Origin of the sequence: Kitasatospora sp. NBC_00374 (assembly GCF_041434935.1) — a bacterium.
GTDB lineage: Bacteria > Actinomycetota > Actinomycetes > Streptomycetales > Streptomycetaceae > Kitasatospora.
This window is the reverse complement of the sequence record NZ_CP107964.1, coordinates 3,222,223-3,247,962: the sequence shown is the minus strand read 5'-3', so window position 1 is coordinate 3,247,962 and position 25,740 is coordinate 3,222,223. Positions and strand designations below refer to the sequence as shown.

Genomic DNA, 25,740 nt, shown 5'->3' with positions numbered 1-25,740 from the left:
AGGGCCCGGGCCGAGGAGAGGGATCCTCCGGTGGCCCAGCTGTCACTGCTCTTCCTGGTGCTGCTCGCCGCCGTCGTCACCGTCCCGCTGGCCCGCCGCACGGGCGTTCCGCAGCCGGTCCTGATGACCCTGCTCGGCCTCGTGATGGCGGTGATCCCGCAGATCCCGGACGTCCAGGTCCAGCCCGAACTGATCCTGCCCCTGGTGCTGCCGCCGCTGATCTTCGCGGTGGCCCGGCGGTCCTCGGTCCACTACTTCCGCACCAATCTGCGCTCCATCCTGCTGCTCGCGGTCGCCCTGGTGATCGTCACCACCACCGTCGTCGCCGGGGTGTACCAGTGGCTGGTTCCCGCCGTCCCGCTCGCCGTCGCGGTGGCCCTGGGCGCGCTGGTCTCGCCGCCCGACCCGGTGGCGGCGGTGGCGGTGGCGGGCGCGGTGGGGCTGTCGCGCCGGATGGTCGCCGTGCTGGAGAGCGAGGGGCTGTTCAACGACGTCACCGCGATCGTGATCTACTCACTGGCCATCGACGCCGTGGTCAGCCACGACTTCTCGATGCCGCACGCACTGCAGCGCTTCGTCCTGTCGGCCGTGGTCGCGGTGGCCATCGGCATCGCACTCGGCTGGCTCAACGCCAAGCTCGCCGGGCTGCTGGACGACCCCACCCTGCAGGTGGCGCTCAACCTGCTGGTGCCGTTCGCCGCCTACACCCTCGCCGAGGAGGGGCACGGCTCGGGGGTGCTCGCCGTGGTGGTCTGCGCCCTCTACCTGGCCGACCGGGCGGCGGACGCCGACGACGTCGCGTTCCGGCTGGTCGGCAACGCCTTCTGGGAGATCGTCGAGATCCTGATCACCGGGGTCGCCTTCGGCCTGATCGGACTGGAGCTGTCCACCGTTCTGGCCGACGTCAGCGGCAGCTGGCGGGGCATGATCGGGGAGTCGGCCGCGGTGATCGCCACCGTGGTGCTGATCCGGCTGGTCTGGCTGCTGCCGGCCGCGTGGCTGTCCCGCCGGGTCAGCGGCAGCGAGGAGGACACCCCGATCAGCTGGCGGGAGACCGTGGTGCTGTGGTGGTCCGGCATGCGCGGGGTGGCCACCGTCGCCCTCGCCCTCGCCGTGCCGCTCACCCTCAAGGACCACACGCCCTTTCCCGGCCGCAGCGAGCTGGTCTTCGTCGCGTTCAGCGTGGTGCTCTTCACCCTGCTGGTCCAGGGCCTGACCCTGCCCTGGCTGGTCCGGCTGCTGGGCCTGGCCACCGGGTCGGACGCCCACGAGGAGGCGGCCAGGCGGCTCTGGTGGCGGGCCGCCAAGGCGGGCCTGCGACGGCTCGCAGAGCTGGAGGAGGAGGACCAGCTGCCGTCCGAGCTGGTCGAGCGGCTCCGGGAGCGCCAGCACGACCGGCTCGCCCGGCTGTACCCCGAGCGGTACGAGCGCCAGGAGGCCGCCGAGGCCAAGCACCGGATCTCGCAGTGGCGCAAGGCGTACGGCATCGAGCAGGAGATGATCGCGGCCTCCCGCCGGGAGGTGCTGGCCGCCCGTGGCGAGCCCGGCGCCGATCCGGAGGTCGCCGACCAGGTGCTGCGCCAGCTGGATCTGCGCTCGCACCGGAAGTGATGCCCGGTGAGCAACGGCCGTTCGGCCACGGACTGACACCGGGTGAGCCGCGGCGCGTGGCCGGGACGGGCTTCGGCGCGCGGGGCCGTAGGCTGGCGGTGGGCAAGGCCGTCAACGGAGTCGGCGCACGCACACCGCTGTACCGCCGGACCTCGCGCAACCCTCCCGCTGGGCCCTGCCGGTAACCGCAAACCGGATGACTCAAGGAGCAAACCGATGTCGGAGAACCCCGCCACCGGACGTACCCCGCTCGACCGCACACCGCAGTGGGCCGCGCTGGGGAAGCACCGGGCGGAACTCGGCGAGCAGCACCTGCGCGAGCTGTTCGCCGCCGATCCGGACCGGGGCCGCCGCTACACCCTGAGCGTCGGCGACCTCCAGGTCGACTACTCCAAGCACCTGGTGACCGACCGCACGCTCGCGCTGCTGCGCGAGCTCGCCGACGCCACCGGCGTGGCCGGGCTGCGGGACGCCATGTTCCGCGGCGAGAAGATCAACATCACCGAGCGCCGCGCCGTGCTGCACACCGCACTGCGCGCCCCGCGCGACGCCGTGGTCGAGGTGGACGGCGAGAACGTCGTCCCCGCCGTGCACGCCGTCCTGGACAGGATGGCCGCCTTCGCCGACCGGGTGCGCGGCGGTGAGTGGACCGGACACACCGGCCGGCGGATCCGCCACGTCGTCAACATCGGCATCGGCGGCTCCGACCTCGGCCCCGCGATGGCCTACGAGGTGCTGCGCGCCTATGCCGACCGCGGGCTGCAGGTGCACTTCGTCTCCAACGTGGACGGCGCCGACCTGCACGAGGCGCTGTACGGGCTGGACGCCGCCGAGACCCTGTTCATCGTCGCCTCCAAGACCTTCACCACCATCGAGACGATCACCAACGCGGTCTCCGCCCGGAACTGGCTGCTCACCGAGCTCGGCGCAGGCCAGGACGCGGTCGCCAAGCACTTCGTCGCCCTGTCCACCAACGCCGAGGGCGTCGCGGACTTCGGCATCGACGTGGCCAACATGTTCGAGTTCTGGGACTGGGTCGGCGGCCGCTACTCCTACGACTCCGCGATCGGCCTCTCGCTGATGATCGCGATCGGCCCGGACAACTTCCGGCAGATGCTGGACGGCTTCCACCTGGTCGACGAGCACTTCCGCACCGCCCCGCCGGAGCAGAACGTCCCGCTGCTGCTCGGCCTGCTCGGCGTCTGGTACGGGGCCTTCTTCGACGCCCAGTCGCACGCGGTGCTGCCGTACTCGCACTACCTGTCCAAGTTCACCGCCTACCTCCAGCAGCTGGACATGGAGTCCAACGGCAAGTCGGTGGACCGGGACGGAAACCCCGTCACCTGGCAGACCGGCCCGGTGGTCTGGGGCACCCCCGGCACCAACGGCCAGCACGCCTACTACCAGCTGCTGCACCAGGGCACCAAGGTCATCCCGGCCGACTTCATCGGCTTCGCCGAGCCCGTCCCCGGCCTGCTGCCCGACCTGGTCGCCCAGCACGACCTGCTGATGGCGAACTTCTTCGCCCAGACCCAGGCGCTCGCCTTCGGCAAGACCCCCGAGGAGGTCGCCGCCGAGGGCGTGCCGGCCGAGCTGGTGCCGCACAAGACCTTCCGCGGCAACCACCCGACCACCACCGTGCTGGCCACCGGGCTCACCCCGTCGGTGCTCGGCCAGCTGATCGCGCTGTACGAGCACAAGGTGTTCGTCCAGGGCGCGGTCTGGAACATCGACTCCTTCGACCAGTGGGGTGTCGAGCTGGGCAAGGTGCTGGCCAAGCGGATCGAGCCGGTGCTGCTCACCGGCGAGGGCGCGGACGCGCTGGACAGCTCCACCGCCGGGCTGGTGGCCCGCTACCGCTCGCTGCGCGGACGCTGATCCGCCGGCCGGCCCGGGGCGAGCGCGCCCCGGGCCGGCCCCGGCCGGGCCGCCCCGGGAACGCCGAAGGCCCCCTCGCTCTCGCGAGGGGGCCTTCGACCGTCGGTGCGCCGCCAGGGACTCGAACCCCGGACCCGCTGATTAAGAGTCAGCTGCTCTAACCAACTGAGCTAGCGGCGCCTGCTGACGTGGAAGACTTTAGCAGCGGCTCCGGGCGGAACCAAAATCGAATACGGCCGTGGTGGCACCCCGGACGGCACCCGGTGTTCGGCCGGCGTTCCGGTGCGCTTCACACCACCGGAGGCGCCACGCTGCCAGCGGCCTCGACCCGCCGGACGCCTCACACCGCCGGCACCGGGCCCGCGCCCACCGGGTCGTGCGCCAGGGCGCCGCGCGAAGCCCGGACGCAGGCCCAGAGCACCACGGCCGCTCCGGGCAGCCAGGGCTCATGGCTGTCGGGGGCGACGATCCAGCGCCCCGGGCCCTGGCCGGGCGAGTCGGGGGCGTTCACCATGCGCTGCACCGGCGGCACCGTGACGGCGTCGCCCCGGCCGTGGCAGAGCAGGGGCGGCACGTCCCGCGCCCACTCCTCCCAGGCGAGCAGCGAGCGCAGCCGGGCCGCCGCACCCGGCTGGACGAAGAGCAGCGTCCGGCCGCGGAACGAGGCGACCGGCCCGCAGCCGGGCCCGGAGGCCCACAGCTCGTCCAGGACCCGGCGCCCGAACAGCGCCGGCATGCTCACCACGTCGAAGGCCCGGCCGCAGGGCAGCACCGCCGGCGCCCAGGGGCGTGACTCCCACAGGGCCCGCATGCTGCGCGGGTACTCGCTGGCGGAGGCCAGCCAGGCCTCCCCGGCCACGGTGACGTACTCCACGGATTGATACGTCCAGATGTCCACCACAGCAGCGTGGCGCGGGTCACCCGGTGCGCGCGCGGGAAATGACGTTCGCCTGACAAGCGGCGGACCGGCGGCGTACCCTTCCCATCCGCATATGCCAGTGGCGAATCGAAAGCGGTTCGGACGGGCGTCGGCTCAGTGCTCGATGCCGCCGCGCTGGAGGTCACGGCCGTAGTCGACCATCCGGGCCGCGTAGTCCGGCGTCCAGTCGGCCCGGGCGCCGATCTCGGCGGGGGTCAGCGCGTCGAAGCGGCGGGGGTCGGCCAGCTGGGCGGCGGCGAGCGCCTGGAAGTCGGCGGCGCGCTGCGCGGCGGCCCGGAACGCCAGCGTCAGTTCGGTGGAGCGGCGCAGGAGTTCGGACGGGTCGTCGATCGACTCCAGGTCGAAGAACCGCTCGGCCTCGGGTTCGTCGGCCTGCGGTTCGAAGAGCAGTTGGGCGGGGCGCAGTCGGCGCGGTGCGGTGCTGCCCAGATCCTGGGCGGCCGGTGCGGACCTGCCGCTGCGGTCGGACGCCTGCGTACGGGGATCGGGCATGAACGCTCCTCCAGATGGTCGGCCGGCCCGGGGGCCGGCCGGTCGGGACCGGGCCGCCGTCCATTGTCGCTCGCGGCCACCGGTAGCGGAACGGTGCGGGTGCGGTTGCTATTCCCCCGTTCGGGTCGCGAACCACCCCGCGTGCGCCCCTGGTGGCCGTGACCGCCGGGGGCGCACGCGGGACGTCAGCGGCCGGTCACCGCCCGTCGTCACGCCGGTCCTCGGGGTCCTCGGGGCTCTCGGCCAGCAGCGGCAGCAGCACGGCCGCGGACCAGCTGAAGTTGGTCGCGTTCAGCGCCCGGCCGGTCAGCGGATCGTAGTTCTCGTTGATCGGCCGGTCGTCCAGCAGCCCGGCCGCGTTGCCCAGCAGGCGGTCGGTGAGCTCCCGGGCGTCCGCCCGGTACCCGTAGCGCCGCAGACCGGCCAGCGCGAAGTACGCCTGGTCCAGCCAGACCGGACCGCGCCAGTACGCGGTGGCGGCGAAGTACGGCGAACTCCTGGCCACGGTCGGGAACGGCACCGCGGTGCCGAACTCGCCCGGATCGGTCAGCCGGGCCCGGACGGCGGCGGCCTGCTCCTCCGAGGCGACCCCCGTCCACAGCGGGACGACCCCCTCGATGCCCCGGCCCCGGTCGACCAGCGGCGCGCCGGAGCCGATCGCGGTGTCGTAGAACCAGCCGGTCCCCGGGTCGAACATCCGCGAGCGCACGGCCGAGGCCAGAGCGTCCGCCGCGGCGTCCCAGCGCGCCGCCTCGGCGGGCCGGCCGATCCGCCCGGCGATCAGCGCCAGGTACCGGCGGTCCGCCGACAGGTACGCGTTGAGGTCGACGGACTCCTGGTTGAGCGAGTGGCCGAGCAGGGTGCCGTCCGCGGCGCGGTTCTCCACCGGCGCACTGCCCAGCGCCGCGTCGAACCGCGGGGCGTTGTCCATGCCGCTCTCCCAGGCCGCGGCCTGCCGGCTGTCCTCCGAGCTGCCGTTCGCCGGGTCCACCGTCGCGCCGTACTCGGACAGGCCGTTGCGGTCGTGGTCGCGATCGCGGCTCCACCACTCCTGGTACGCCACCAGCTTCGGGTACAGCTCGCGCAGGAACCCGGTGTCCCCGCTGCGCCCGTACACCTGCCAGACCGCCCAGGCGGCCAGCGGGGGCTTGGAGTTGCGCTCGTTCCAGTTGCCGCCGCCGCGCCCCGGGTCGTTGTAGAACAGGCAGTCCGGGATCATGCCGACGTCCTGTGGCCGGGTCGCCGAGTCGGCCCGCACCTGGTGGTCGAACATCGAGCGGATCTGCGACGCGGCGAGCGCGGGATCGAACCGGGCCACGCCCACGGCCTGCTTCCAGGTGTCCCAGGCCCAGAAGCCGCCGGTGAACCACTTGTACGAGATCGACGGGGTGATCCCGTCGTGCTTCAGCGCACCGGCGGCGCTGCGCCAGTTGGTCACCAGGGTCTGCACGGCCTTCACCGCGAGCCGCCGGCGGCCGACGGGCACGCCGTCGGTGGCCGCCGCGAGGTACCCGCGCCAGCGCCGGTCGCCCTCGGCGACCGCGGTCTGCGGCCGCCGGAGCAGGCTGCGCACGGCGGGGCGCTCCCGGGCGAGCTCGGCCTCGGTGAAGGTGTAGGACTCGGCCCAGCTCAGGGTCTGCCGGGCGCCGGGGGCGAGCACCAGCGGCGCGGCGAGCTCGGTGCGGTAGGAGTCGCCCGTGACGGTGGTGCGCACCGGGCGGTCGTGGGTGACCTCGAACCGTTCGGTGCCGTCGGTCAGGTACTGCCACGTGCTGCGGACCTCGGCGAAGGAGACCGCCACCCCCCGGTCGGTCGGGTGGAGCGAGGGGGCGCTGCGCATCGGCTCGGCGGCGGGCCGCAGCAGTTCGCCGGTCCAGTCGGCGCCCAGGGTGCGGGGACGGCTGCCCGGGTTCTCGACCACGGCCTGGACCAGGGCGGTCCGGTCGCCGGTGAAGCGCAGCTCCAGGGTCAGCCGCAGCCCGCCGGCCGGCCGGTAGCTCTGCCGCAGCAGGCCGGGCAGCGAGGTGAGCCGCGGGGCGCCGCCCGCGGCCAGGTCGAGCGGGGCGCCGTGCTCGGTCAGCCGGATCCGGCTGAAGGAGCGGCTCAGCCACCAGGGGTACTCCTGGGCGATGTACAGCGGCCCGCTGAAGCCGCCCCAGCCGGCCGGGTCGTCGGCCTTCGGCAGCGCGTAGGCGTGCCAGGCACCGCGGTCGGAGAAGACGTTGACCGGGTTGAGGCCGTCGGCGCCGCCCGGCTCGGCGGAGCCGGGCACGCCGTGCAGGTCGAGCACGTCCGCGTACCCGCCGGGGCCGGCGTCCTCGGCGTGGGCGGGCGGGGCGGCCGCGACGGCGGCGGCGACCAGGACCGCGGACGCCGCCAGGCGCAGGGCCGGCCGGTGCTTCGGCTGCTTCATCGGGCGGGGCTCCTTCGGGGGCGCGGCGGTCAGCGGGGGCGCGGGGAACGGCGCAGGACGACGGCGTCCAGCGGGGCGAGCGTGAACCGGGAGCCGACGGCGGCGCCGGTGAGCCGGTCGGGGGCGGTGGCCCAGTCCGGGGGCAGCGTGAGCCGGGCCGGCCGCTCGCCGTGGTTGAGCAGGAACAGGTACTCGGCGCCGTCCGGGGTGGTCCGCAGGGTCGCCTCGACGCCTTCGGGGACGGGCAGCACGGGGCCGACTCCGGCCTCGGCCAGTACCTGCTCCAGGACCACGCCGATCTCGTCGCCCAGGTGGCAGCCGAGGTAGCGGGCGGTGCCGCGGCGGGTGACGGCCGGCCGCCCGGCCAGCGGGCCCGAGCCGAAGCGGGCGAGCGGCTCGGCGTCGGTGGTCTCCAGCCACTCGGTCCACAGGCGGGCGGTCAGGGTGCGGCCGTCGGCCGTGACCACGGTGGTGCCCTCGCCGTCCGGGACCGGCCAGAACTCGTCGACCACCACGCCGAGCGTCTCGCGCAGCGGGCCGGGGTGGCCGCCGGGGTGGACGTGGTCGTGCTCGTCCACGATGCCGGTGAACGGGCCGCAGACCAGGTGGCCGCCGCCGTCGGCGTGGGCCGCCAGCCACCGGGCGGTCTCCTCGCGCAGCAGGTACAGGTTGGGCACCAGGACGACCCGGTAGCCGCTCAGGTCGGCACCGGGCCGGACGAAGTCCACCGCGACCGAGCGCCGGTACAGCGCCGCGTACCAGGGGCGGAGCAGGTCGAGCCAGCGCATCCGGGCCGAGGGGTGGTCGTCCAGCTCCAGGGCCCACCAGGACTCCCAGTCCAGCACGACGGCGGTCTCGGCCCTCGTCCTGGCCCCGGCGACCGAGGCCAGCCGGCGCAGCTCGGCGCCGAAGCGGACGGTCTCCCGCCAGCCGCGCGAGTCGGTGCCGCGGTGCGGGAGCAGCGCGCTGTGGAACTTCTCGGCACCGGCCCGGGAGGCCCGCCACTGGAAGTACATGACGCCGTCCGCGCCGCGGGCGACCGCCTGCAGCGACCACAGCCGCTGCAGGCCCGGCCGCTTGGGCAGGTTGACGGCGCGCCAGCTGACGGCGGAGGGCGCCTGTTCCAGCAGCAGCCAGGGGGCGCCGCCCTTGAGCGAGCGCATCAGGTCGTAGTGCATGGCCGCGGTGACGTGCGCCTGCGGGTCGGCCGGGTCGGGGTAGGCGTCGTCGCAGACCACGTCCTCCTCGGCGGCCCACCGCCAGTAGTCCAGCGCCTTGAACATCGACATGAAGTTGGTGGTCACCGGGACGCCGGGGGAGAGCTCGTCCAGCACGGCCCGCTCGGCGCGGTAGCAGGCGAGCAGTGCGTCCGAGCAGAACCGCCGCCAGTCCAGCAGCTGGGTCGGGTTGACCGGTCCGGGGGCGGTCCGGGGCGGCTCGACCTCGTCCAGGTGGCCGTAGTGCTGCGACCAGAAGCCGGTGCCCCAGGCCGCGTTGAGGCCGTCCACGCCGCCGTACCGCTCGGCCAGCCAGCGGCGGAAGTCCGCGGCCGACTCGGGGCAGAAGCACTCGGTGACATGGTCGCCGTACTCGTTGTGGATGTGCCACAGGGCGAGCGCGGGGTGCCCGGCGTAGCGCTCGGCGATCGCCCGGGTCAGCCGGACGGCGGCCGCCCGGTACACCGGCGAGGAGGGGCAGTAGTGCTGCCGGGAGCCGAACTCCAGCCGGACGCCGTCCGCGGTGACGGGCAGCAGCTCCGGGTGGGCGCGCACCAGCCAGGCGGGCGGTGAGGCGGTCGCGGTGGCCAGGTCGACGGCGACGCCGTGCGCCGCGAGCAGGTCGAACAGCCGGTCCAGCCAGCCGAAGTCCCATTCCCGCGGCCCCGGTTGGAGCCGCGCCCAGGCGAACACCCCGACCGTCACCATGGTGACCCCGGCCTGCCGCATCAGCCGGGCGTCCTCGGCCCACACCTCCTCGGGCCACTGCTCGGGGTTGTAGTCGCCGCCGTAGAGCAGCCCGGGCACGCGGGTCGGGGTCGGTCGGCTGCGGGGGTCTGGCGCTTCGGGCACGGTGGGTCCTCGTCCTTCGTCGGCCGGTGCGGGCGCGCCCAGTGTGGGTGAAGGAGGAACGGTGTCGCGCGGGAATTGGGTCGGGGCGGCGCGGGTCAGAGCCGGACGCGGTGCTCGGCGAGGTGCGCGAGGACGGCGTGGTTCGCCTCCCAGCCGTCCGGGAACTTCACCGCCACGCCCAACTGGACCGGCTCGGTGGAGGGGTGCTCGTCCAGCAGTTCGGCGATCCCGGCGCGGGCCACCACGATGCAGGCGTGCCGGTGCCGGGAGGCCAGCACGCACAGGCGGCCGGTCTCCAGATGGAAGGCGGTGGCGTCCGGCCGGCCGGAGAGCGGGTGGAGCACCACGGTGACGTCGTACTCGCGGCCCTGCAGGCGGTTGGCGGTGTCCACCGTGACGGCCGGGCCGGCCGACGGGTCGACCGGCACGCCGAGTCCGGCGAGGGCGGCGCGGACGGCCGCGGCCTGGTCCCGGTGGGCGGTACCGACCGCGATCCGGCCGGCCGTCAGGGGCGTCGGGCCCTGCTCGGAGTGGGCCGTCAGCCCCCGGTTGAGCAGTCGCCGGACGGTGGCCGCGACGGCCGCCACCGCCTGCGGGTCGGTCCGTACGGTGTGCCGGGCCGGCAGCTCCAGCAGCGACCAGCCGTGCTCGGCGGCCTCGTCGATCGCCGCGTCCACCGCGGAACCGTCCGGCCGGACGGCGGCCGTCAGCCGTCGTTCGCCCTCGCCGGTGCCCGAGCGGAACGGTGTGTACGGGTAGAAGGCCGCGGAGATCAGCGGCGCCGCGGAGAAGGGCAGCCGCCAGGACACCGGCAGCCGATGCGGGCGGATCGCCGGGTTGTGCGCGAGCAGGGTGACCACCGCGCTGCCGGACGGGTCGTAGGACAGGCCCGCCCACTGCTCGGTGCCGACCACGGTGAACGGATCCAACTGGCCCGGGTCGCCGACGAACAGGGCCCGCTCGAACAGCCGTGCCACCGCGAGCAGCGCGTCCGAGCGCATCTGGTACGCCTCGTCCACGATCGCGTGCCGCCACGGCTCGACGTCCTTGACCCACTGCCACTTCGCGGCGGTCGAGATCACCACGTCCTGCTCCAGCAGGTCGCCGACCTTGCCGGAGGCGGTGACGTTCCCGTGCCGCAGTGCCTCGGGGGCCGGGCGCGCGTCACTCGCGTGCAGACGGCCGACGGTCAGCTCCGGGCCCTTCTCGGCCAGCCGGTCCACCAGGTCGTCGACCTGGCTGTTGGTCTGCGCCACGATCATCAGCCGCTCGCCCGCCGCGACCAGCTCCTTCGCGGCGCGCACCACCAGCGTCGACTTGCCCGCCCCCGGCGGCGAGTCCACCACGACGCCGCGCGGCGCGCCCGGCTCCGGGTGGACGGCCGCCGCCAGGATCGCCGCCACGGCGGCGTCCGCGGCGGCCCCGGGCGAGCTGTGGCCCGAGGCCGCGGGGCCGACGGGTCCAGGACCGGTGAGAGGCTGGTGGACAGTCATAGCGGTGGTCATTCCCACTCTTCGGTACCGATAGGCGAACGCGGATCGGCGCCCGGTGGGCCGCCGTGCGTCCACGGGGTGTCGTCCGGCTCGGGCAGCGGCGCGGACTGCCGGGCGCTCAGCTCGAACAGCGTGAAGACCACCCGCTCACCGACCTCCGGCACGCTCCCCGGCTCCGGCTCCTTCCTCCGGCCCATCCCGGACAGCACCCGCACCGTCACCTCGCCGGGCACGGCCCGGACGATCTCGGCCTTCTGCGCGGACGGACCGCCGGCCCGGTGCACCTCGCGGCCGGGGTCGGCGTGCGGGCGGTCCGGCGTCGCGACGGTCAGCAGCGGCCGGGGCTTGGGCGAGCGGCCCGAGGTGTCGTACCCGGGCTCCACCGCCAGCACCGTCCCGCTGAACGCCTCGCCGGACAGGCGGTGTTCGGCCATCACCAGCGGATCGTCCAGCGCCTCCTGGATGTCCAGCCGGGCCTGTTCGCGCTCGCGCTGGGCCAGCTTGCGGGCGGCCGTCACCGCGTCGTCCCGGCGGGGCTGCGGCGGCTCGCCGGCGGCCAGCCGGTCCCGGTGGCCGGTGTACGACCAGCGGTCGCCCTCCCAGCGTTCGGGCAGGTGGGTGGCGGGCGGCAGGGTGCGCAGCAGGTCCAGGCCCTGCCAGACGTCCCGCCAGGTCGGCAGCAGCTCGGCCTCCAGCGCGGCGTGCAGCCGCTCGGCGGCCTGCTTGAGGTGCAGGCCGGCCCGGTCGGTCCCGTCCGGGCCGGCCTGCCGGAAGGCGGCGAGCGCGGCGTCGTGCCGGGTGATCGCGGGGGCCAGCACCTGGGCGTCGAAGCGCGGGTCGGTGACCGGGCCGGCCGGCGGGTGCAGCAGGCGGCCGTGCTCGTCGCGGCCGGTCTCCGCCCGCTCGGCCGCCTCGGCGCCGGTCAGCCCGTCGGCCGGGAAGTGCCAGGCCAGCTGGGCGGCCAGGTGCTGGTCCTCCAGGTGGCTCTGGCCGGTGGCCCAGTGCCGCGCGAGCAGGCCGGTCATCGGCAGCAGCAGACTGCTGCCGGGCACCTGGGCCCGGTCGGTCAGATGGGTCAGCCACCGCCCGAGCAGCGGGACCTGGGTGGGCGCCGGGTACGGCCCCGGGTCCGGGTCCTCGGCCGTGCGGCGGAACCGGGTCGAGCGGCCGAGCAGCGCGAGGTGGCGCACCGCGCCGTGGTTGGGCACCAGCAGCTGGGGGGCGTCGGCGCACAGGTCCCGCAGGACCGGGATCTTCTCGCCGGTCTCCGGATCCTTCTCGGACCCCTCGACCTGCTCCACCTCGGCCGTGAACGACTCCAGGTAGGGCAGCAGTTCGGCGGCGAAGGCGGCCAGGAACTCGAAACGCTGGGTGCGGTTGAGCGGCTGGGGCACGATGAACAGCTTCGGCGCCTCCCGTTCGGTGCCCAGCAGGACGGCCAGCGGCGCGCCGTCCTCGCCGACTGCCGCGAGCGGGACGACCACCATCGGCCGCTCCGACAGGTGCCGGTGCCGGACGGTGGCCAGCGGCTCGGCCCGGCCGCTGCGGACGGCCTCCAGCCGGGCGAGGGTGGTCAGCAGGCTCATCGGACGGACCTCCCCAGCGCCTCGGCGCGCAGGGCCGCCGCGTACGCGAGCCGGGCGGCGGCCTCGTCGGCGTCGTCGGCGTCCCCAGCGGGCGCCGGAGCGGTGCCCGCCGCCGCGGCCAGCGCTAGGCCGACCGTGCGGATCGAGCCCAGCTCGCCGCGCACCCCCCGGCCGAGCTGCTCCACCGCGTCCGAGCAGCGGGCCTGGTCCCGGCAGTGGAAGCTGAGTTCGCAGGCCGAGAGGCAGTCCGGGCTGTAGGCGGCGGGCACCGCGGCGACCGCGGCGGCCAGTTCCTCGGCGGGCCGGGCCGGGGCTCCGGAGCTGTCCGGCGCGAGATCGAAGGTGGTGCCCGGGGGCAGCGCGTCGAGCAACTGGTCGATCCGGGCCAGCCGCGCCAACTGACGCCGGGTGGTGGCCAGTTCGCGTCGGACGTCGACAGCCTCGGCGGTCGGCCGGTTGGTGAAGTCCTTCGGGCAGACCAGCAGGACGGTCAGCGCCGGGCTGCCGGGCAGCTCGTCCACGGCGTACGGGCCGGCGCCGGGCACCCGCCCGGCCGACCGGGCGGCCGTCTCCTGCAGCGCCAGCACGTAGACCGCCGCCTGCCGGGCCGCCGCGCCGACCTTGGCGGGATCGGCGACCCCGTCCAGGACCGGGAACGACTTGATCTCGACCACGGTGCACCGCCCGCCGTGCACCAGCACCGCGTCCGGTTCCAGATAGGCCTGGCTGCCGGCGACGGTGAGCCGCAGCATCGGGTGGTCCAGCAGCGTCCAGCCGTCGGTGTCGGCGGCGGCCTCGGCCAGGACCTCCCGGGTGCGCTCGGCCCGCACCGCCGGCGTGGCCCGGCGCAGCAGGTCGGGCACGGCGGGCGGGGTACCGCCCTCGGGCGGCAGGCCGAGCAGGCGGCGCAGCGGGGTGAGCAGGGCCGCGTACCCGTCGTCCTTCAGCCGGGCCTCGAAGACGTTGCCCCGGGCGATCGCGAACGGCGACTGGCCGAACGGTGCGGGGCGGCCCAGCTGCTGGGCGACGGCGGCCTTGTCGACGCCCGCGGCGTCGAGCAGGGCCCGGCGGCGGCAGCCGGGGTTGGCGGCCAGGGCGGCGAGGGCGCGGGCGTCGAGGCTGCGCTGCGGCACCGGGCCGCGCAGTTCGGCGAGCCGTCCGGCCAGGGGGTCGGCCTGCGCGGGATGCGAGACGTTCATGGTGCGGCCCAGTGTCGCACCCGGCACCGACAGACCGGGTGCTCCCCCTGCCGCGGCCCGCCCGGGGCAGGGGTCCGGTGGCCGGTGGGAGGCCGTGGGGCGGGCGCGACCGCAGGGGCGTGCGGCTCGGGGCGCACGCCCCTACCCGCAGGTAGGGAGCCGGTGCGGGATCATGGACCCAAGGCCCTCAACGGCGAGCCAGGCCGCCGCGTACCAAGCCACGAGGAGAACCCCCATGCCAGCCCGCATCGTGCTCGTCCGCCACGGCGAGACCTCCTGGTCCGCCACCGGCCGGCACACCGGCCGCACCGACGTCCCGCTCACCACCGAGGGCCGGGCGATGGCCCGCGCCCTCGGCGTCCGGCTGGCGAAGGCCCCGTGGAACGGACTGCCCGAGGCCGTCGTCTACACCAGCCCGCTCTCCCGGGCGCGGGAGACCTGCGAGCTGGCCGGCTTCGGCGGCCGCGCCGTCGACCGGACCGAGCTGCTGGAGTGGGACTACGGCCGGTACGAGGGCCGCACCGGCCACGACATCCGGGCCACCGACCACCCGGGCTGGCTGATCTGGCGCGACGGCGTCCCCGGCGGGGAGAAGCTCTCCGACGTGGCCGCCCGGGTCGACGGGCTGATCGAGGAGCTCAACTCCCGCCACGGGCAGCCGCATCCGGACACCACCACGATGCACGGCGCCGACTGCGACGTGGTGCTCTTCGCGCACGGGCACCTGCTGCGGATCCTGACCGCCCGCTGGCTCGGCCTGCCGCCGGAGTACGCGCAGCGCTTCAAGCTCGGGACGGCCGCGCTCTCGGTGCTGTCCTGGGAGTACGGCCTGCCCGCGGTGGAGATCTGGAACGACCTCAGCCACCTGGACTGACGGGCCGAGCCGGGCGACGCCGGTCAGGCCGCGGCCAGCACCGCCCGGTAGGAGGTCAGGAACCTGCGGACCTCCGGCACCCGGGGGTGTTCGCGCAGCCGTCCGGCGGTGTGCGCGAGTATCCCGCGGATCCGCGCCGAACGGACCTGGTCGAGCAGCAGGGCCGCCGCCGAGGCGTGCTCGGCCGCCTCCACCAGGTCGCCCCGGCCGAGCCGGTCGTTGGCCAACTCGGCGGTGTACAGCGCCCGGTTGCGGACGAACTGCGGCTGTTGCAGGTCGACCGCCCGCCCGGCCCGCTCGCCGGCCAGGTCCCACCTGCCGAGCGCGGCCCAGCACTGGGACTCCAGGCCGGCGATCTCCGCCTCGCCGTAGAAGGACATCCACTCCGGATCGGCGGCGGACCCGCCCCGGTCGAACAGGGTGTACGCCCGGGCCAGCGCCTGCTCGCAGGCGGCCCGGTCCTGGAGCAGGGCCCAACCTCCCGCCTCGCGCATCGACAGCAGCGAGAGCAGGCGGGCCGAGCCGAGCCTGCGGGCGGCGGCCTGCCCGGCCTGGGCGGCCCGCAGTGCCTCACGGGGCCGGCCCGCGTCCCGGGCCAGAAACGCGCTGTTGCAGAAGACATGCGCCTCCAGGGCCGCGTCGCCGGCCATCCGGGCGGTGGCCAGCGCCTCGCTGTAGAACGACCGGGCGTCCATCAGCCGGTTCGAGTCGTGCGCCAGCCAGCCGACCGAGATGGCCAGCTCACCGGCGCCGGCCTGCAGCCTGCGCTCGGTCGCGGAGCCGTACTCACCGTCGTCGAGCAGGACGTAGGCGTCGCGCAGCGACCGGCCGGCCATCTCCAGCAGGCGGTCGGCCCCGTGGGCGTCGTCGAGCAGCCGGATGTCCCGGACGGCCTGCTCCACGCCCCCGACCTCGGCGGCGCCCACCTTCCGGGGGGCCGGCAGGCCCGGGCGCGCGGCGTGCGGTGGCGGGGCCGCGGCCCGCGCCGGGCCGTCCAGGCCGAGCGCGGTCGCGAGAGCGGTCGGGCCGCCGCTCAGGAATGTCCGGCGACGCACGTCGTCGTTCTCCTCATCGGGCCGGTGCAGGTCGTCGAGCGAGGGGACCGCGACCGGCCCGCCGGCGGCGGACCGGCGGCGGACCGCGGTCCGTGGGGCGAACCCTAGGTCCGCCAGGGAACGTCCCGGCCACATGTGGCGGAACACTCGCTCGTACGCGTAGTTGGGGCAGCGGATCTCGCCGGACTCCACCCGCCCGACGTAGCGCGCGTCGCAGGACACGTGCTCGCCGATCTCCCGGGCCGCCCGGCGTACCGCGGTCGCGAACTCGCCGGGGGAGAGGTCGGCGCGCAGCGCGCGCATCACGGTGTTCGGGGCGGCAGGCGTGGGCCCGGGCCCGTTCGGTCGCGTGGCTGTCATGCTGCGCTCCGAGGTCGTGCACCGAAGGTCGTGCGGGGCCGGGCGACGCCGGCGGGTGCCGTCGCCCGGGGTGTGACGGTGGTGCGGCCGAGAAGCCGGGCCGGGTGGGGCCGGCGGGTGCTGGTGTGCCGGTACGGGTCGGGTGGCCGTCCGGTGTCGGCACGACAGTACCCGCAGTCACGGCCCGGACGCGGACGGTGTCCACTCAAGCTCCGGTCAATAGCGGACAATTCGCCCCTTCCGTCCGGGATCCGCCATGAAATGCCATGGCTTGCCGTACGCCACCCCGTGGCCTCCCGCGCCCCGTACGCGTTCTCCTGGTACGCGGATGCCTGGTCGCCCACCCCCACCCGACCGAGTGACCCGGCTTCCGACCTGACGAGGTGACAGGAGGGCTCATGGCTATCGGAGCGCCGCACTATCGACGCCTGGCCACCCAACGGGTACTGCCCGCGGTCGCCCCCGCACTCCTGCCGGAGGCGCCCGGCGCGGAGACCTCCGCCCTCGGCGGGGGCGGAGCGGGAGCCGTACGCCCGACGACGCGGTACGACCTGGTGACGGTCTCGGTCCGGCACGGCCTGGAGACCGTGGACATCCTCCGGCTGCGGCGCGCCTGCGGGTCGGTGCTGCAGACCGCGGGCGGCTCCGCGATCGCCTTCCTGGTCCCGGCCGGCACGGCCGGCGGCTGGCACCTGCCCGGCAGCTCCTGTACCGCCGGGGCCGTGCTGCCGGCCCCCACCGACCCCCGCTGGGTGATGCCCCCGGCCGGCGCCGGGGCGCCGCCCCGGCCCACCGACGCCTGGGTCCTGCGCTCCGCGCTGTGCGAGGCGGCCTGCACGCTGACCGCGGGGGGCCTCGGGCCCTTCTGACCGCACCCGCGCGGCGTCCGGCGCCCTGCCCGCCTGTCGCCTGCGGACATAATGACCGTATGGGACGCAGCAGGGCCGGCAGGGCTCCATCCGAGGCCGACCCGGCCGCCACCACCGGTGCACCCGGTGGCCGTACGCACGCCCAGGGTCCGCTGGTCCGCGAGGTGGAGTCCGGCCGGGCGGAGCTCCGCCCCGACCGGGACCGCCCCCGCGCCTGGCAACTGCTGGTCGACGGTGCGCCGCAGTCGCTGGTCGACCTGGACGACCCGTCCTTCCTCGGCTTCGAGTACCAGCGCAGGCTCGGCCACCTGATCGACCTCGCGGCCCCGCCCGGCCGCCCCGTCACCGTCCTGCACCTGGGCGGCGGCGCGCTCACCCTGGCCCGGTACGTCGCCGCCACCCGGCCGCGGTCGCGGCAGCAGGTCGCCGAGATCGACACCGCGCTGACCGAACTGGTCCGTGCCGAGCTGCCGTTGGAACGGGGCTGGCAGATCAGGGTCCGCGGCTCGGACGCCCGGTCGGTGCTCGAACGGACCCCCGAGGGGTCGGCGGACCTCGTCATCGCCGACGTCTTCGCCGGGGCGAGGGTCCCCGCGCACTGCGCGACGGTGGAGTTCGCGCAACTGGCCGCCAAAGCGCTCACCCCCACCGGCCGGTTCGCCGTCAACCTCGCGGACGGCTCCGCCCTGCCGTTCGCCCGGAGCCAGGCCGCCACCCTGCTCGCGGTCTTCCCCGAGGTCTGCCTGGTCGCCGACCCTGCGGTGCTGCGCGGCAGGCGGTTCGGCAATCTCATCCTGGCGGCGAGTCACCAGCCGCTGCCGTTGGAGGAGCTCGGCCGGAGGGTCGCCTCCGACTCCAGCCTCGGCAGGATCGAGCACGGCCGGGCGCTGGTCGACTTCACGGCCGGGTCCGCCCCCGCCACCGACGCGACGGCGGCGCCGTCACCCACCCCGCCGCCGGGGGTCTTCCGCTGACCGGGCGGTGACGCTCCCGACTCCGGTGACACCGTGGCCGGCCCGCGGGGACGGTGGCCGCGGTGGTCAGTGGCCGCGGGGGAGCCCCCGGTGCTTGTACATCGCCGCGCCGGTCAGCAGCAGGCCGGCGGCGATCGGGACCAGCACGGCCGTCCCGCCGTCCGTCCCGTCCGACCGGAGCGGGACGGCCGCGGTGAGCGCCAGCTCGTCCGCGGTGGGCTCGTGGTCCAGCTCGTCCAGGGCGGCGGCCGGCCGGGGGATGGCGACGACCGCCCGGTCCGGGCCGGACACCGGCCGGCCGGCGGGGCCCGTGATCAGCGAGGCCTCGTCGACCGCCGGTACCGAGGCGTCCGAGGTGTCCGTGTCGGCCCGGGCCGCGGCGGCGGTCTGCCCCGAGCGGGAGGCGCGGACGGGGCCGTCGGCGTGCGGCTGCGCCGGGACGGTGGGGAGCAGGACGGCGGCGATCGCGAACGCGTCGGGTACGGCGGCCGCCTGGCCCGGGAGCGGGAGCCCGTCGGCCCTGATCCGCTCCCGCAGCACGCGGTCCACGGGGGCCGCGGTGTGCTCCAGCAGGGGGGTCACGGTGTCCGCCGGCCGGCCGAGCGGGCCGGGCGCGGGGGTGGGGGCGTCGGAGTGCTGGGAGCGGCCGGTGCCGGACTCCCCGCCGGCGGCGTAGGCCACGGTGCTGAACCCGAGCCCCAGTCCGCAGACTTGGGCGAGCACGGCGCCACCCGCCGCCAGCGTCCGGGTCCTGGGCAGTCGGCCGGCGGCACCGTGACCGGTGGCGCGAGCGCCACCGTCGGCCTCGGGCGGCGGGGGGTTCGCGTGATTGGCTCGCACGTGAGGGGAGAACGACCGGACCGCGGGGAGGTCACGCCGGGCGGTGACTGTCCGTCATCGCCGTGGGCCGCCGGCGCCGGCCGTGCGCCCCCGGGGCCGGCCCGGCCCGGTGGCGTCCTGTTGTCCGGACGGTGCCGGGGGCGCCCCAGGAGGGTCGATTTCCGGCCGATCTGGGGGCCGGCCGAGGGGGTGGCGTACTCCCGCTGCCGGTGCATCAGGACGGCTGCGGCCGAGCCCGCCGAACCCGGGGTGGCCCCCGCTCGTGGTGCGGTCGCGTGGTGCGGTCCCGTGGCGCGCGGTCGCGGGACGGCTGCGGCGGGCTCGGCGGGGTGAGACGGGGTGGCGCGGGGTGGGGCGGGCCCCCGACGGTCGCGGCCGACCGGAGCCGGGGCCGTCGGGGGCGCCAGGAGCGCCCTGGACTCAGGAGTTGGGGCGCAGGGTCCAGGTGATGGTCATCACACCGGTGACGCCGCCGTCGGCGCGGGTGATCTCCACGGTGACGGGGAAGACCGGGCGCTCGCCCTTGTCGAGCTCGGCGACCACGTCGGCGATCGGGCGGCCGAGGGTGGCCGTCGCCGTCACCACGCCCATGGCGAGCTTCTTGTACTCGATCTCCGCGTTGACGGCGAGCGGCACGGCGCGGGAGAGCTGGTCCCCGAAGGCCGCGAGCACGATGCAGCCGCTGGCGGACTCGGCCAGGGTGAACATCGCACCGGCGTGCGGGCCGCCGACGTGGTTGTGGAACGCGGGCTGATCGGGCAGCTGGAGCACGGCCCGCTCGGGGCTCGTCTCCAGGTACTCGATCTTGAGGGTGTGAGCCATGGGGACGGTGGAGTCGAGCAGCTGCCCGATCGAAGGTGTGGTCATGGCAGCAATGTTACTAGTGGGTAGCTTGTTCGGGGAGGGGGTGCCGGCAGTCGGTGCGGCACGGGCTCGGGCAGGAGAAGGGGAGTGGGCGGGAACGGGGAAAAGCCGAAGGGCCTGATCTTCCGAGAAGATCAGGCCCTTCGGCTTGATGGGGTGAGTGACGGGACTCGAACCCGCGGCCACCTGGACCACAACCAGGTGCTCTACCAACTGAGCTACACCCACCATCTGTCCGGGGCGTTCCCGCTCCGACAGGAAGAACTCTACAGGATCCGAGAGAGTGCTCGCGCCAGGGTTTCGAGTACCGCTCCGATCAGAGGGCTGGTCAGGGGGTCGGCAGCTGGTGCTTGATCGCGATGGCCCGAGCGGTCTCGGTGTCGGGGCCCGGCTGCTCGACGAACACCGCCTCGCGGTAGTAGCGGAGTTCGGCGATGCTCTCGCGGATGTCCGCCAGGGCGCGGTGGCTGCCGCCCTTCTGCGGGCTGTTGTAGTAGGCGCGCGGGTACCAGCGGCGGGCCAGCTCCTTGATCGAGGAGACGTCCACGATCCGGTAGTGGAGGTAGCCCTCCAGCGTGGGCATGTCCCGGGAGAGGAAGCCTCGGTCGGTGGCGACCGAGTTGCCGCACAGCGGCGTCCGGCCCGCCTCGGGCACGAACTCGCGGATGTACGCGAGCACCCGCTCCTCGGCCTCCGCCAGCGTGACGCCCTGCTCCAGCTCGGTGAGCAGGCCGGAGGCGGTGTGCATGGTGCGCACCACGTCGGGCATGTTCTCCACCGCCTCGGCCGGCGGACGGATGATGACATCCACACCCTCGCCGAGGATGTTCAGCTCCGAGTCGGTCACCAGTGCGGCGACCTCGACCAGGGCGTCCCGGTCGAGGTCGAGGCCGGTCATTTCACAGTCGATCCATACCAATCGGTCATTCACGCCACTCACCCTACGGCGCGATCACGCGAGGCGGACAGCGGTCGGGCCGTGCGGGGGTGCTGTGCCTGGCCTCCGTGCGCCGACGATCCGCCGTCGGCCTGCGCCGCGTCCTCCTGGGCGGGGTCGGCGGCAGCGGTGTCGTCCGGGTGCGGCTCGGCCGGCCGGGAACCGCCGTCGGGACGGTGACCCAGGCCCTGCCCGCGGGCGCTCGGCCCGTGCTGGCCGTGGTCCTCCTCCGCCACCGCGTGCTCCACGGCCGCCCGGTCGTCGCTCCGCGGGCCGCCGCGCAGGCCCCCCGGTCGATCGCCGCGCGGGGCGGACCGGGCGTCGGGCCGCCCGTCGGCGCCGCCGGAGCGGCCGGCCCCCGCTCGGTTCCCCGGTCGGTTCCCCGGTCGGCCCCCCGCTCGGCCTGGAGGTCCGGTGACCGGTCGGCGAGCCGGCCGGAGCGGCTCGGGGCCGGCCCGGGCTGGGGCGGGACGAGCGGACGGATCCGGCCGCGTCCGGGCTGCCCGCCGGCCGGGCCGCCCCGGTCGGCCGAGGGCGTGCCCGGGTGGCCGGCCTGATGACCGGCCTGGTGGCCGGAGGGGTGGCTCCCCTGGTGTCCCGCCGGGTACGCCGAAGCGTGGCCCGGGGCCGCCGCGGCGCCGTGCGACTGCGCGGAGCCGGCCGTCGTACCCGCCGCTCCCGCGCCGGAACCCGGGCCCGTGAAGCCGCCGGGGACGCCATGGCCGCCGAACAGCGCCGAACCGCCCGTCAGGCCGGGCGCGCCCGCCGTGGCGAGGCCGTGCGCCGACCGCTCACCCTGCAGTGCGCGCTCGCCCGGCAGGGCCTGCGACGGGACGACACCGGAGGGTGCCGGCCGGCGGGCCCGGTAGGTGGTCCGGTACGCCGCCGGGGACACCCCCAACTGCCGTCGGAAGTGGCCGCGCAGAGCCACCGGCGAACGGAACCCGCACCGCCGCGCGACGTCGTCCACCGACAGGTCCGAGGTCTCCAGCAGCCGCTGGGCCTGCAGCACGCGCTGCGTGATCAGCCACTGCAGCGGCGCGCTGCCGGTGAGCGTGCGGAACCGCCGGTCGAAGGTGCGCCGGCTCATGTACGCGCGAGCGGCCAGCACTTCGACGTCGAACTGCTGATTGAGGTTCTCCAGCGCCCAGGTGACCACCTCGGCCAGCGGGTCGTTGCCGATCTCTTCAGGTAAAGACTGATCGATGTACTGGGCCTGTCCGCCCCCGCTGCGCCGGTTGGGCACGACCAGGCGGCGGGCCAGCGCGTTCGCGGCCTCGGTGCCGTGGTCGCTGCGCACCACGTGCAGGCAGAGGTCGATGCCGGCCGCCGTACCGGCCGAGGTGAGCACGTCGCCGTCGTCCACGAACAGCTCGCGCGGGTCGACATGGACGCGCGGGTAGCGCTTGGCCAGCGTCGGCGCGTACATCCAGTGGGTGGTGGCCGGACGCCCGTCGAGCAGCCCGGCCGCGGCCAGCACGAAGGCTCCGGTGCACAGGCCGATGATCCGGGCGCCCTCGTGGTGGGCCTTGCGCAGTGCGGTGATCGCCTCGGCGGGCGGCGGCTGGGAGATCGACCGCCAGGCGGGGACGACGATGGTCCCGGCCCGCGACAGCGCCTCCAGGCCGTACGGGGCGGTCAGGGTCAGGCCGCCGGTGGTGGTGAGCGGCCCCTCCTCGCCCGCGCAGACCAGCAGCCGGTAGCGCGGGACCCCGGCGTCCTGGCGGTCGACGCCGAAGACGGAGAGCGGGATCGAGCTCTCGAAGATGGGAGCGCCGCTGAAGATCAGGACGGCCACGGTCTCGCGGCGCCGCCGGCCGGAGAGCTTGCGGGGTGCGGGCGCCGACAGCCCGGCCTGGCCCGGGCCGTTCACGGCGCTCGCGAAGCCGCCGCCCGGGCCCGCGGAGGGCGCCTGGCCGGTGCCCGTACCTGCACCCGGGCCGGCGCCGAAGGCCGAGGCGGCGGTGGCCGTGCCGGCGGCGGACGTGGCGTACGAGGGGAGGCCCGCGTGCGGGGTGGCGCCACCGGCGGTGTATCCGGCCGGGGCGGTCGGTCCGGCGAGCCCGAGCGGGGCCGAGGGGGACGACGGGCCGTGGGCGTAGGCGGCGGTGTGCGCGGCGGTGTGCGCTGAGGGGCCGTACGAGGCCGAGGGCCCGTACTCCACCGCGAACTGGCCGTGCGTCAGCCCCGAACCGGTGCCGGCGCCGCCGGGGGGAGGGGTGAGGTCGCCGGCCCGACGCCCGGCCTGACGGGCGGTCGGGTGGCCGGAGGTGCCCGGGGCGACCCAGTCGGGCTTGGCCACACCCGCTCTGGCGGAACGGCCCGGGAGACTGGTCGACGGCTGGCCGCTGTCAGGACCCGTGTCGCTCCTGCTCACCCTGCTCAAGGCGCTCCAGCCCCCTCGGTGGTGTGGTGTGGTGGTGCCGCGCTGTTCGCCAAGATCGAATCTACTTGGTGGACCGTTGCCGTTGTGACAAGTTCACCATCCGACGCTATGTCGACATGGCAATTTGGCGCGATGCATTCGATCACGAAGCGTGGCACCCGTCGACCCCCCTGTGAAGGGGGCGGGGGCAATGGTGGCTGGTTGTCGCACGACCGATCACCCGCTGTCGCGGACTCCCGCTCCTCCGTCACCGCTTTGGACTGCGGCTTTGCCCAAGCGGAAGAGGGTGTTCGCAGATTGACCGAAAACAGGCGGTGGGAAACGGGGGCGCGCATGGCATTCGCGCGCGCTCCCGGGTGCTGTCCCGCCGGCGCCGGGCCGGCGTTTCGAGCACGGCCTGCGACTGCTCGCGACGGCCTGCGGCGGCCTGCGACGGTCGCGGGGGGCCGTGCGGGCCCCGGGGAGTGCCGGCCGGCGGTGTCCGTCCGCCGGGGCCCGGGGCGGCACGGCCGCATGACGGTCCGTCGGGCCGGTCGGACCGGGTGCCTGCGAGGTTGCCCGGCGCGCCGGCCGGGCGGTGGTCCGGGCGCGGTCCGGGCGGTGGTCCGCGCGGCGGGTGCGGCCCTCGGGGCGCCGCGGGGAACGCGTGGGGTGCGCTGCAGGCCTCCGCAGGGCCCTGGGTGACGCTGCGGCAGCCGACCGGCATGGCGGTCGAGCCCTTGGCGGGGGAGCCGCGACACGCGGGACTATCGTCGGGTCATGGAGATCCGCCGCCGGCTCGAACTGGCCAACGACAACGCCGCCGCGTTCCTGCTGGCCCGGGCCGAGGCCAACGGCTGGGAGCGGGTCCGTCGGCCGGGCTTCACCGCCGTCAGATGCGGCGGGGGAGCCGGGGGCCGGGTCGAGGCGGACCGCATCGTGGTGACCCGCCCCTACCCCGACCCCGCCGCCCTGCAGGAGCAATTGGTGGCCCAGTTCCGGGAACGGCAGGACGCCCAGCTCTGTGTGGAGGACCCCTACAACCGGCTCGACCTCTCCGGCTTCGGCTTCGAGCCGGGCATCGGGTACGCGGTGATGGCCCGCGAGCCCGTCGTCGACGGCGGCGCGATTACGGGTACGGGCATGGGCGCGAGCATGGGCACCGGCGCGGTCGGGGTCGGGGTCGCTGCCGCAGCGTCACACCCCGGGCCGGCGACCTGTGAGGTACTCGACGCCGACGGGCTGGCGGTGGTGGAGCGGACGGTGGTGGAGGGCTTCCCCGTACCCGCGTACCAGCCCTGGCGGCGGGGCGGCCTGCTCCCGGCGGCTCTGCTGGAACGGCCGGGCTTCCGGGCCTGGCTCGTACGGCGGGACGGGGAGCCCGCGAGCGCCTGCCTGACCTACGACGACGGTGAGGTGGTCGGCGTGTACTGGGTGGCCACCCTGCCCGAGCACCGCTCCCAGGGGGCCGCCCGCGCCGTCATGGAGCACGCGCTGACGGCGTACCCGGACCGGGTCGTGACCCTGGTGGCCACCCTGCTGGGCGAACCGCTGTACCGGAAGATGGGCTTCCGGGAGCACGGTGTGAGCCGATGGTGGCGCTACCCGGCGACCGCGCCCGCCCCCTCGGCGGGGTAGGCGAACGCGCCGAGCGAGGCCGGTGCCACCGGGTGCGGCGACGCGGGCCTGGCGAACGAGGTGCCCCGGCCGGCCCGACGGTCGGCCGCGGCAGCGGACTGGTCGGCGAGGACGGCGGTGGCGAACTGGTCGGCCTGGCGCCGAAGTCGAGGGCGCCCCGGCAGGCCGGTGCCCCGGGATCCGGCGGTGCCCAGGGAGCCGGTGGTGGGGGCGTTGCGTGCCGTCAGGACCATGCCGACCGCCTCGGGCAGCCCGCGGGCGCTCAGGGTGGGCCGGTAGCCGGGCTCGCTCCAGGGCCGGTCGTGGTGCAGCCAGACGCTGCGCAGCCCGGTCGCCTCCGCGCCCGCGATGTCGGCCGGCGCGTGGTCGCCGACCATCCAGGTCTGGGACGTCCAGCCGGGGCCGGGCGGTACACCGCAGCGCTGCGCCGCGATCTCGAAGATCAGCGGGTCCGGCTTGAGGCAGTCGGCCTCCTCGGAGATCACCCACCCGTCGACCAGGGCGCCGAGGCCGGTGCGCCGGATCTTCTCCAGTTGCGGGCGGGTGCCCCCGTTGCTCACGATGCCGAGGGTCCAGCCTGCGGACCGGGCGGCGCGGAGTGCCTTGACGTGCGAGTCGGGACAGGCGATGTGGGAGTTGATTCCGCGGCGGTAGTGGGCGAGCAGGAAGTCCAGGGAGTGGTCGAGGCCGTAGCGGCGCTTGGCGGCCCCCAGGACCGTGCTCCGTGGCACGTAGCCGCTGCCGTCGAGGGTGGACAGCCAGTCGAGGTCGGTGGCGGGCAGGCTGTGCTCGGCCAGGAAGTCCTGTGCCCAGGCGCGGTAGGCGGCGTCCCTCGGAAGCAGTGTGTTGTCGAGGTCGAACAGGAGCAGCGGCATGTCCAGCATGCTGCCAGCGGGGGGCCCTATGCATCTGGCAATTGCCAACCAGCGGCCCGAAATGCCGGGGATTGGCCGGATCAGGTCGACGCGCTGGGGCAGGTGGGGTGAATGGGATCAGAGGGGCCTACAGGACGCGACGGGATGACAGTCGGATCACGTTGTGTGGATGTCCTGTTGCGCGCAGGGGTCTGTTCGGTCAAGCTCCAGGGAACCTTCTCTCCGGTCGGGCCCGGCTCAGCCTCCGGTTGACCGGTGGAGGGGGCGCGGAGGACTCGGCGTGCTCCCGCCGTTGGCGGGACGGCCGCAGTCCCGAGGGGCTCTGCTGCTGGGCGGGGGCCCCGGCTCGTCGTACTCTGAAAGGAACAGGTCACATTCAGTGGTGCTCGGCATGGATCGGCCCGGTGC

18 protein-coding genes, 2 tRNA genes and 1 pseudogene are annotated in these 25,740 nt (G+C 75.2%); 6 read left to right on the top strand and 15 right to left on the bottom strand.

The annotated features are described in order from the left end of the window. The first annotated feature begins 30 nt into the window (after positions 1–30). Entirely contained in the window at positions 31–1,611 is a 1,581-nt protein-coding gene (locus OG871_RS14465; RefSeq protein ID WP_371497168.1) for a Na+/H+ antiporter, read from the top strand. A gap of 216 nt (positions 1,612–1,827) precedes the next feature. Next, complete coding sequence (pgi, locus tag OG871_RS14460) at positions 1,828–3,489, top strand: glucose-6-phosphate isomerase (protein ID WP_371497167.1); 1,662 nt, start codon at positions 1,828–1,830, stop codon at positions 3,487–3,489. Positions 3,490–3,595: 106 nt separating this feature from the next. Here pgi and OG871_RS14455 read toward each other — a convergent pair. From OG871_RS14455 to OG871_RS14420, 8 genes are all read right to left on the bottom strand, one after another. Further along, a tRNA-Lys gene (locus tag OG871_RS14455) sits at positions 3,596–3,669 on the bottom strand. A gap of 160 nt (positions 3,670–3,829) precedes the next feature. Beyond that, on the bottom strand, positions 3,830–4,363 hold the full coding sequence (locus OG871_RS14450; protein WP_371497166.1) for a bifunctional DNA primase/polymerase: 534 nt from the start codon (positions 4,361–4,363) through the stop codon (positions 3,830–3,832). Positions 4,364–4,522: 159 nt separating this feature from the next. Next, the gene (locus OG871_RS14445; protein ID WP_371497165.1) at positions 4,523–4,921 is read right to left on the bottom strand and encodes a hypothetical protein; all 399 of its coding nucleotides are present in this window, start codon (positions 4,919–4,921) and stop codon (positions 4,523–4,525) included. Positions 4,922–5,117: 196 nt separating this feature from the next. Then, positions 5,118–7,334: a trehalase family glycosidase gene (locus OG871_RS14440; protein WP_371497164.1), complete on the bottom strand. Its 2,217-nt coding sequence runs from the start codon at positions 7,332–7,334 to the stop codon at positions 5,118–5,120. Between the two features lie 29 nt (positions 7,335–7,363). Beyond that, positions 7,364–9,403, bottom strand: a complete 2,040-nt coding sequence (locus OG871_RS14435) for a beta-galactosidase (RefSeq protein WP_371497163.1) — start codon at positions 9,401–9,403, stop codon at positions 7,364–7,366. A gap of 95 nt (positions 9,404–9,498) precedes the next feature. Next, positions 9,499–10,896, bottom strand: a complete 1,398-nt coding sequence (locus OG871_RS14430) for an AAA family ATPase (RefSeq protein ID WP_371497162.1) — start codon at positions 10,894–10,896, stop codon at positions 9,499–9,501. An 8-nt stretch (positions 10,897–10,904) separates the two neighbouring features. Beyond that, complete coding sequence (locus OG871_RS14425) at positions 10,905–12,482, bottom strand: hypothetical protein (protein ID WP_371497161.1); 1,578 nt, start codon at positions 12,480–12,482, stop codon at positions 10,905–10,907. After that, entirely contained in the window at positions 12,479–13,681 is a 1,203-nt protein-coding gene (locus OG871_RS14420; RefSeq protein WP_371497160.1) for a hypothetical protein, read from the bottom strand. The genes OG871_RS14425 and OG871_RS14420 overlap by 4 nt, the downstream gene beginning before the upstream one ends. Before the next feature lie 235 nt (positions 13,682–13,916). On the opposite strand from OG871_RS14420, the gene OG871_RS14415 reads away from it, so the two are divergent. Further along, positions 13,917–14,555 carry a histidine phosphatase family protein gene (locus OG871_RS14415; RefSeq protein ID WP_371497158.1) on the top strand — a complete coding sequence of 213 codons (639 nt, stop codon included), beginning with the start codon at positions 13,917–13,919 and terminating at the stop codon, positions 14,553–14,555. Positions 14,556–14,578: 23 nt separating this feature from the next. Here OG871_RS14415 and OG871_RS14410 read toward each other — a convergent pair whose 3' ends face one another. After that, positions 14,579–15,970: a tetratricopeptide repeat protein gene (locus tag OG871_RS14410; RefSeq protein WP_371497157.1), complete on the bottom strand. Its 1,392-nt coding sequence runs from the start codon at positions 15,968–15,970 to the stop codon at positions 14,579–14,581. 398 nt (positions 15,971–16,368) lie between these two features. On the opposite strand from OG871_RS14410, the gene OG871_RS14405 reads away from it, so the two are divergent. Beyond that, positions 16,369–16,839 (top strand): hypothetical protein, encoded by a 471-nt coding sequence (locus OG871_RS14405; protein ID WP_371497156.1) that lies wholly within the window; start codon positions 16,369–16,371, stop codon positions 16,837–16,839. Between the two features lie 59 nt (positions 16,840–16,898). Continuing rightward, positions 16,899–17,813, top strand: coding sequence for a spermidine synthase (locus OG871_RS14400; RefSeq protein WP_371497155.1), 915 nt, complete (start codon positions 16,899–16,901; stop codon positions 17,811–17,813). Positions 17,814–17,879: 66 nt separating this feature from the next. Here the strand turns inward: OG871_RS14400 and OG871_RS14395 are convergent, their stop codons facing one another. The 5 genes and pseudogenes from OG871_RS14395 to OG871_RS14375 form a co-directional block, all read right to left on the bottom strand. Beyond that, the gene (locus OG871_RS14395; protein ID WP_371497153.1) at positions 17,880–18,536 is read right to left on the bottom strand and encodes a hypothetical protein; all 657 of its coding nucleotides are present in this window, start codon (positions 18,534–18,536) and stop codon (positions 17,880–17,882) included. A 537-nt stretch (positions 18,537–19,073) separates the two neighbouring features. Then, the gene (locus OG871_RS14390; protein ID WP_371497151.1) at positions 19,074–19,520 is read right to left on the bottom strand and encodes a DUF4442 domain-containing protein; all 447 of its coding nucleotides are present in this window, start codon (positions 19,518–19,520) and stop codon (positions 19,074–19,076) included. 149 nt (positions 19,521–19,669) lie between these two features. Continuing rightward, positions 19,670–19,745, bottom strand: a tRNA-His gene (locus OG871_RS14385). A gap of 100 nt (positions 19,746–19,845) precedes the next feature. After that, complete coding sequence (gene orn, locus OG871_RS14380; RefSeq protein ID WP_371497150.1) at positions 19,846–20,448, bottom strand: oligoribonuclease; 603 nt, start codon at positions 20,446–20,448, stop codon at positions 19,846–19,848. 852 nt (positions 20,449–21,300) lie between these two features. Then, positions 21,301–22,303 (bottom strand): annotated as a pseudogene (locus tag OG871_RS14375) (helix-turn-helix domain-containing protein); the annotation flags it as partial. Between the two features lie 1,296 nt (positions 22,304–23,599). On the opposite strand from OG871_RS14375, the gene OG871_RS14370 reads away from it, so the two are divergent. After that, positions 23,600–24,457 (top strand): GNAT family N-acetyltransferase, encoded by an 858-nt coding sequence (locus OG871_RS14370; RefSeq protein WP_371497149.1) that lies wholly within the window; start codon positions 23,600–23,602, stop codon positions 24,455–24,457. Here the strand turns inward: OG871_RS14370 and OG871_RS14365 are convergent. After that, on the bottom strand, positions 24,421–25,332 hold the full coding sequence (locus OG871_RS14365; protein ID WP_371497148.1) for an HAD family hydrolase: 912 nt from the start codon (positions 25,330–25,332) through the stop codon (positions 24,421–24,423). The genes OG871_RS14370 and OG871_RS14365 overlap by 37 nt on opposite strands. Positions 25,333–25,740 lie beyond the last annotated feature (408 nt).

What these genes read in the sequence shown, in the direction of transcription:
- pgi (WP_371497167.1), top strand. Translation starts at nt 1,828, where the DNA reads ATGTCGGAGAACCCCGCCACCGGACGTACCCCGCTCGACCGCACACCG.
- OG871_RS14445 (WP_371497165.1), bottom strand. Translation starts at nt 4,921, where the DNA reads ATGCCCGATCCCCGTACGCAGGCGTCCGACCGCAGCGGCAGGTCCGCA.
- OG871_RS14440 (WP_371497164.1), bottom strand. Translation starts at nt 7,334, where the DNA reads ATGAAGCAGCCGAAGCACCGGCCGGCCCTGCGCCTGGCGGCGTCCGCG.
- OG871_RS14430 (WP_371497162.1), bottom strand. Translation starts at nt 10,896, where the DNA reads ATGACTGTCCACCAGCCTCTCACCGGTCCTGGACCCGTCGGCCCCGCG.
- OG871_RS14425 (WP_371497161.1), bottom strand. Translation starts at nt 12,482, where the DNA reads ATGAGCCTGCTGACCACCCTCGCCCGGCTGGAGGCCGTCCGCAGCGGC.
- OG871_RS14420 (WP_371497160.1), bottom strand. Translation starts at nt 13,681, where the DNA reads ATGAACGTCTCGCATCCCGCGCAGGCCGACCCCCTGGCCGGACGGCTC.
- OG871_RS14415 (WP_371497158.1), top strand. Translation starts at nt 13,917, where the DNA reads ATGCCAGCCCGCATCGTGCTCGTCCGCCACGGCGAGACCTCCTGGTCC.
- OG871_RS14410 (WP_371497157.1), bottom strand. Translation starts at nt 15,970, where the DNA reads ATGACAGCCACGCGACCGAACGGGCCCGGGCCCACGCCTGCCGCCCCG.
- OG871_RS14405 (WP_371497156.1), top strand. Translation starts at nt 16,369, where the DNA reads ATGGCTATCGGAGCGCCGCACTATCGACGCCTGGCCACCCAACGGGTA.
- OG871_RS14400 (WP_371497155.1), top strand. Translation starts at nt 16,899, where the DNA reads ATGGGACGCAGCAGGGCCGGCAGGGCTCCATCCGAGGCCGACCCGGCC.
- OG871_RS14390 (WP_371497151.1), bottom strand. Translation starts at nt 19,520, where the DNA reads ATGACCACACCTTCGATCGGGCAGCTGCTCGACTCCACCGTCCCCATG.
- OG871_RS14370 (WP_371497149.1), top strand. Translation starts at nt 23,600, where the DNA reads ATGGAGATCCGCCGCCGGCTCGAACTGGCCAACGACAACGCCGCCGCG.
- OG871_RS14365 (WP_371497148.1), bottom strand. Translation starts at nt 25,332, where the DNA reads ATGCCGCTGCTCCTGTTCGACCTCGACAACACACTGCTTCCGAGGGAC.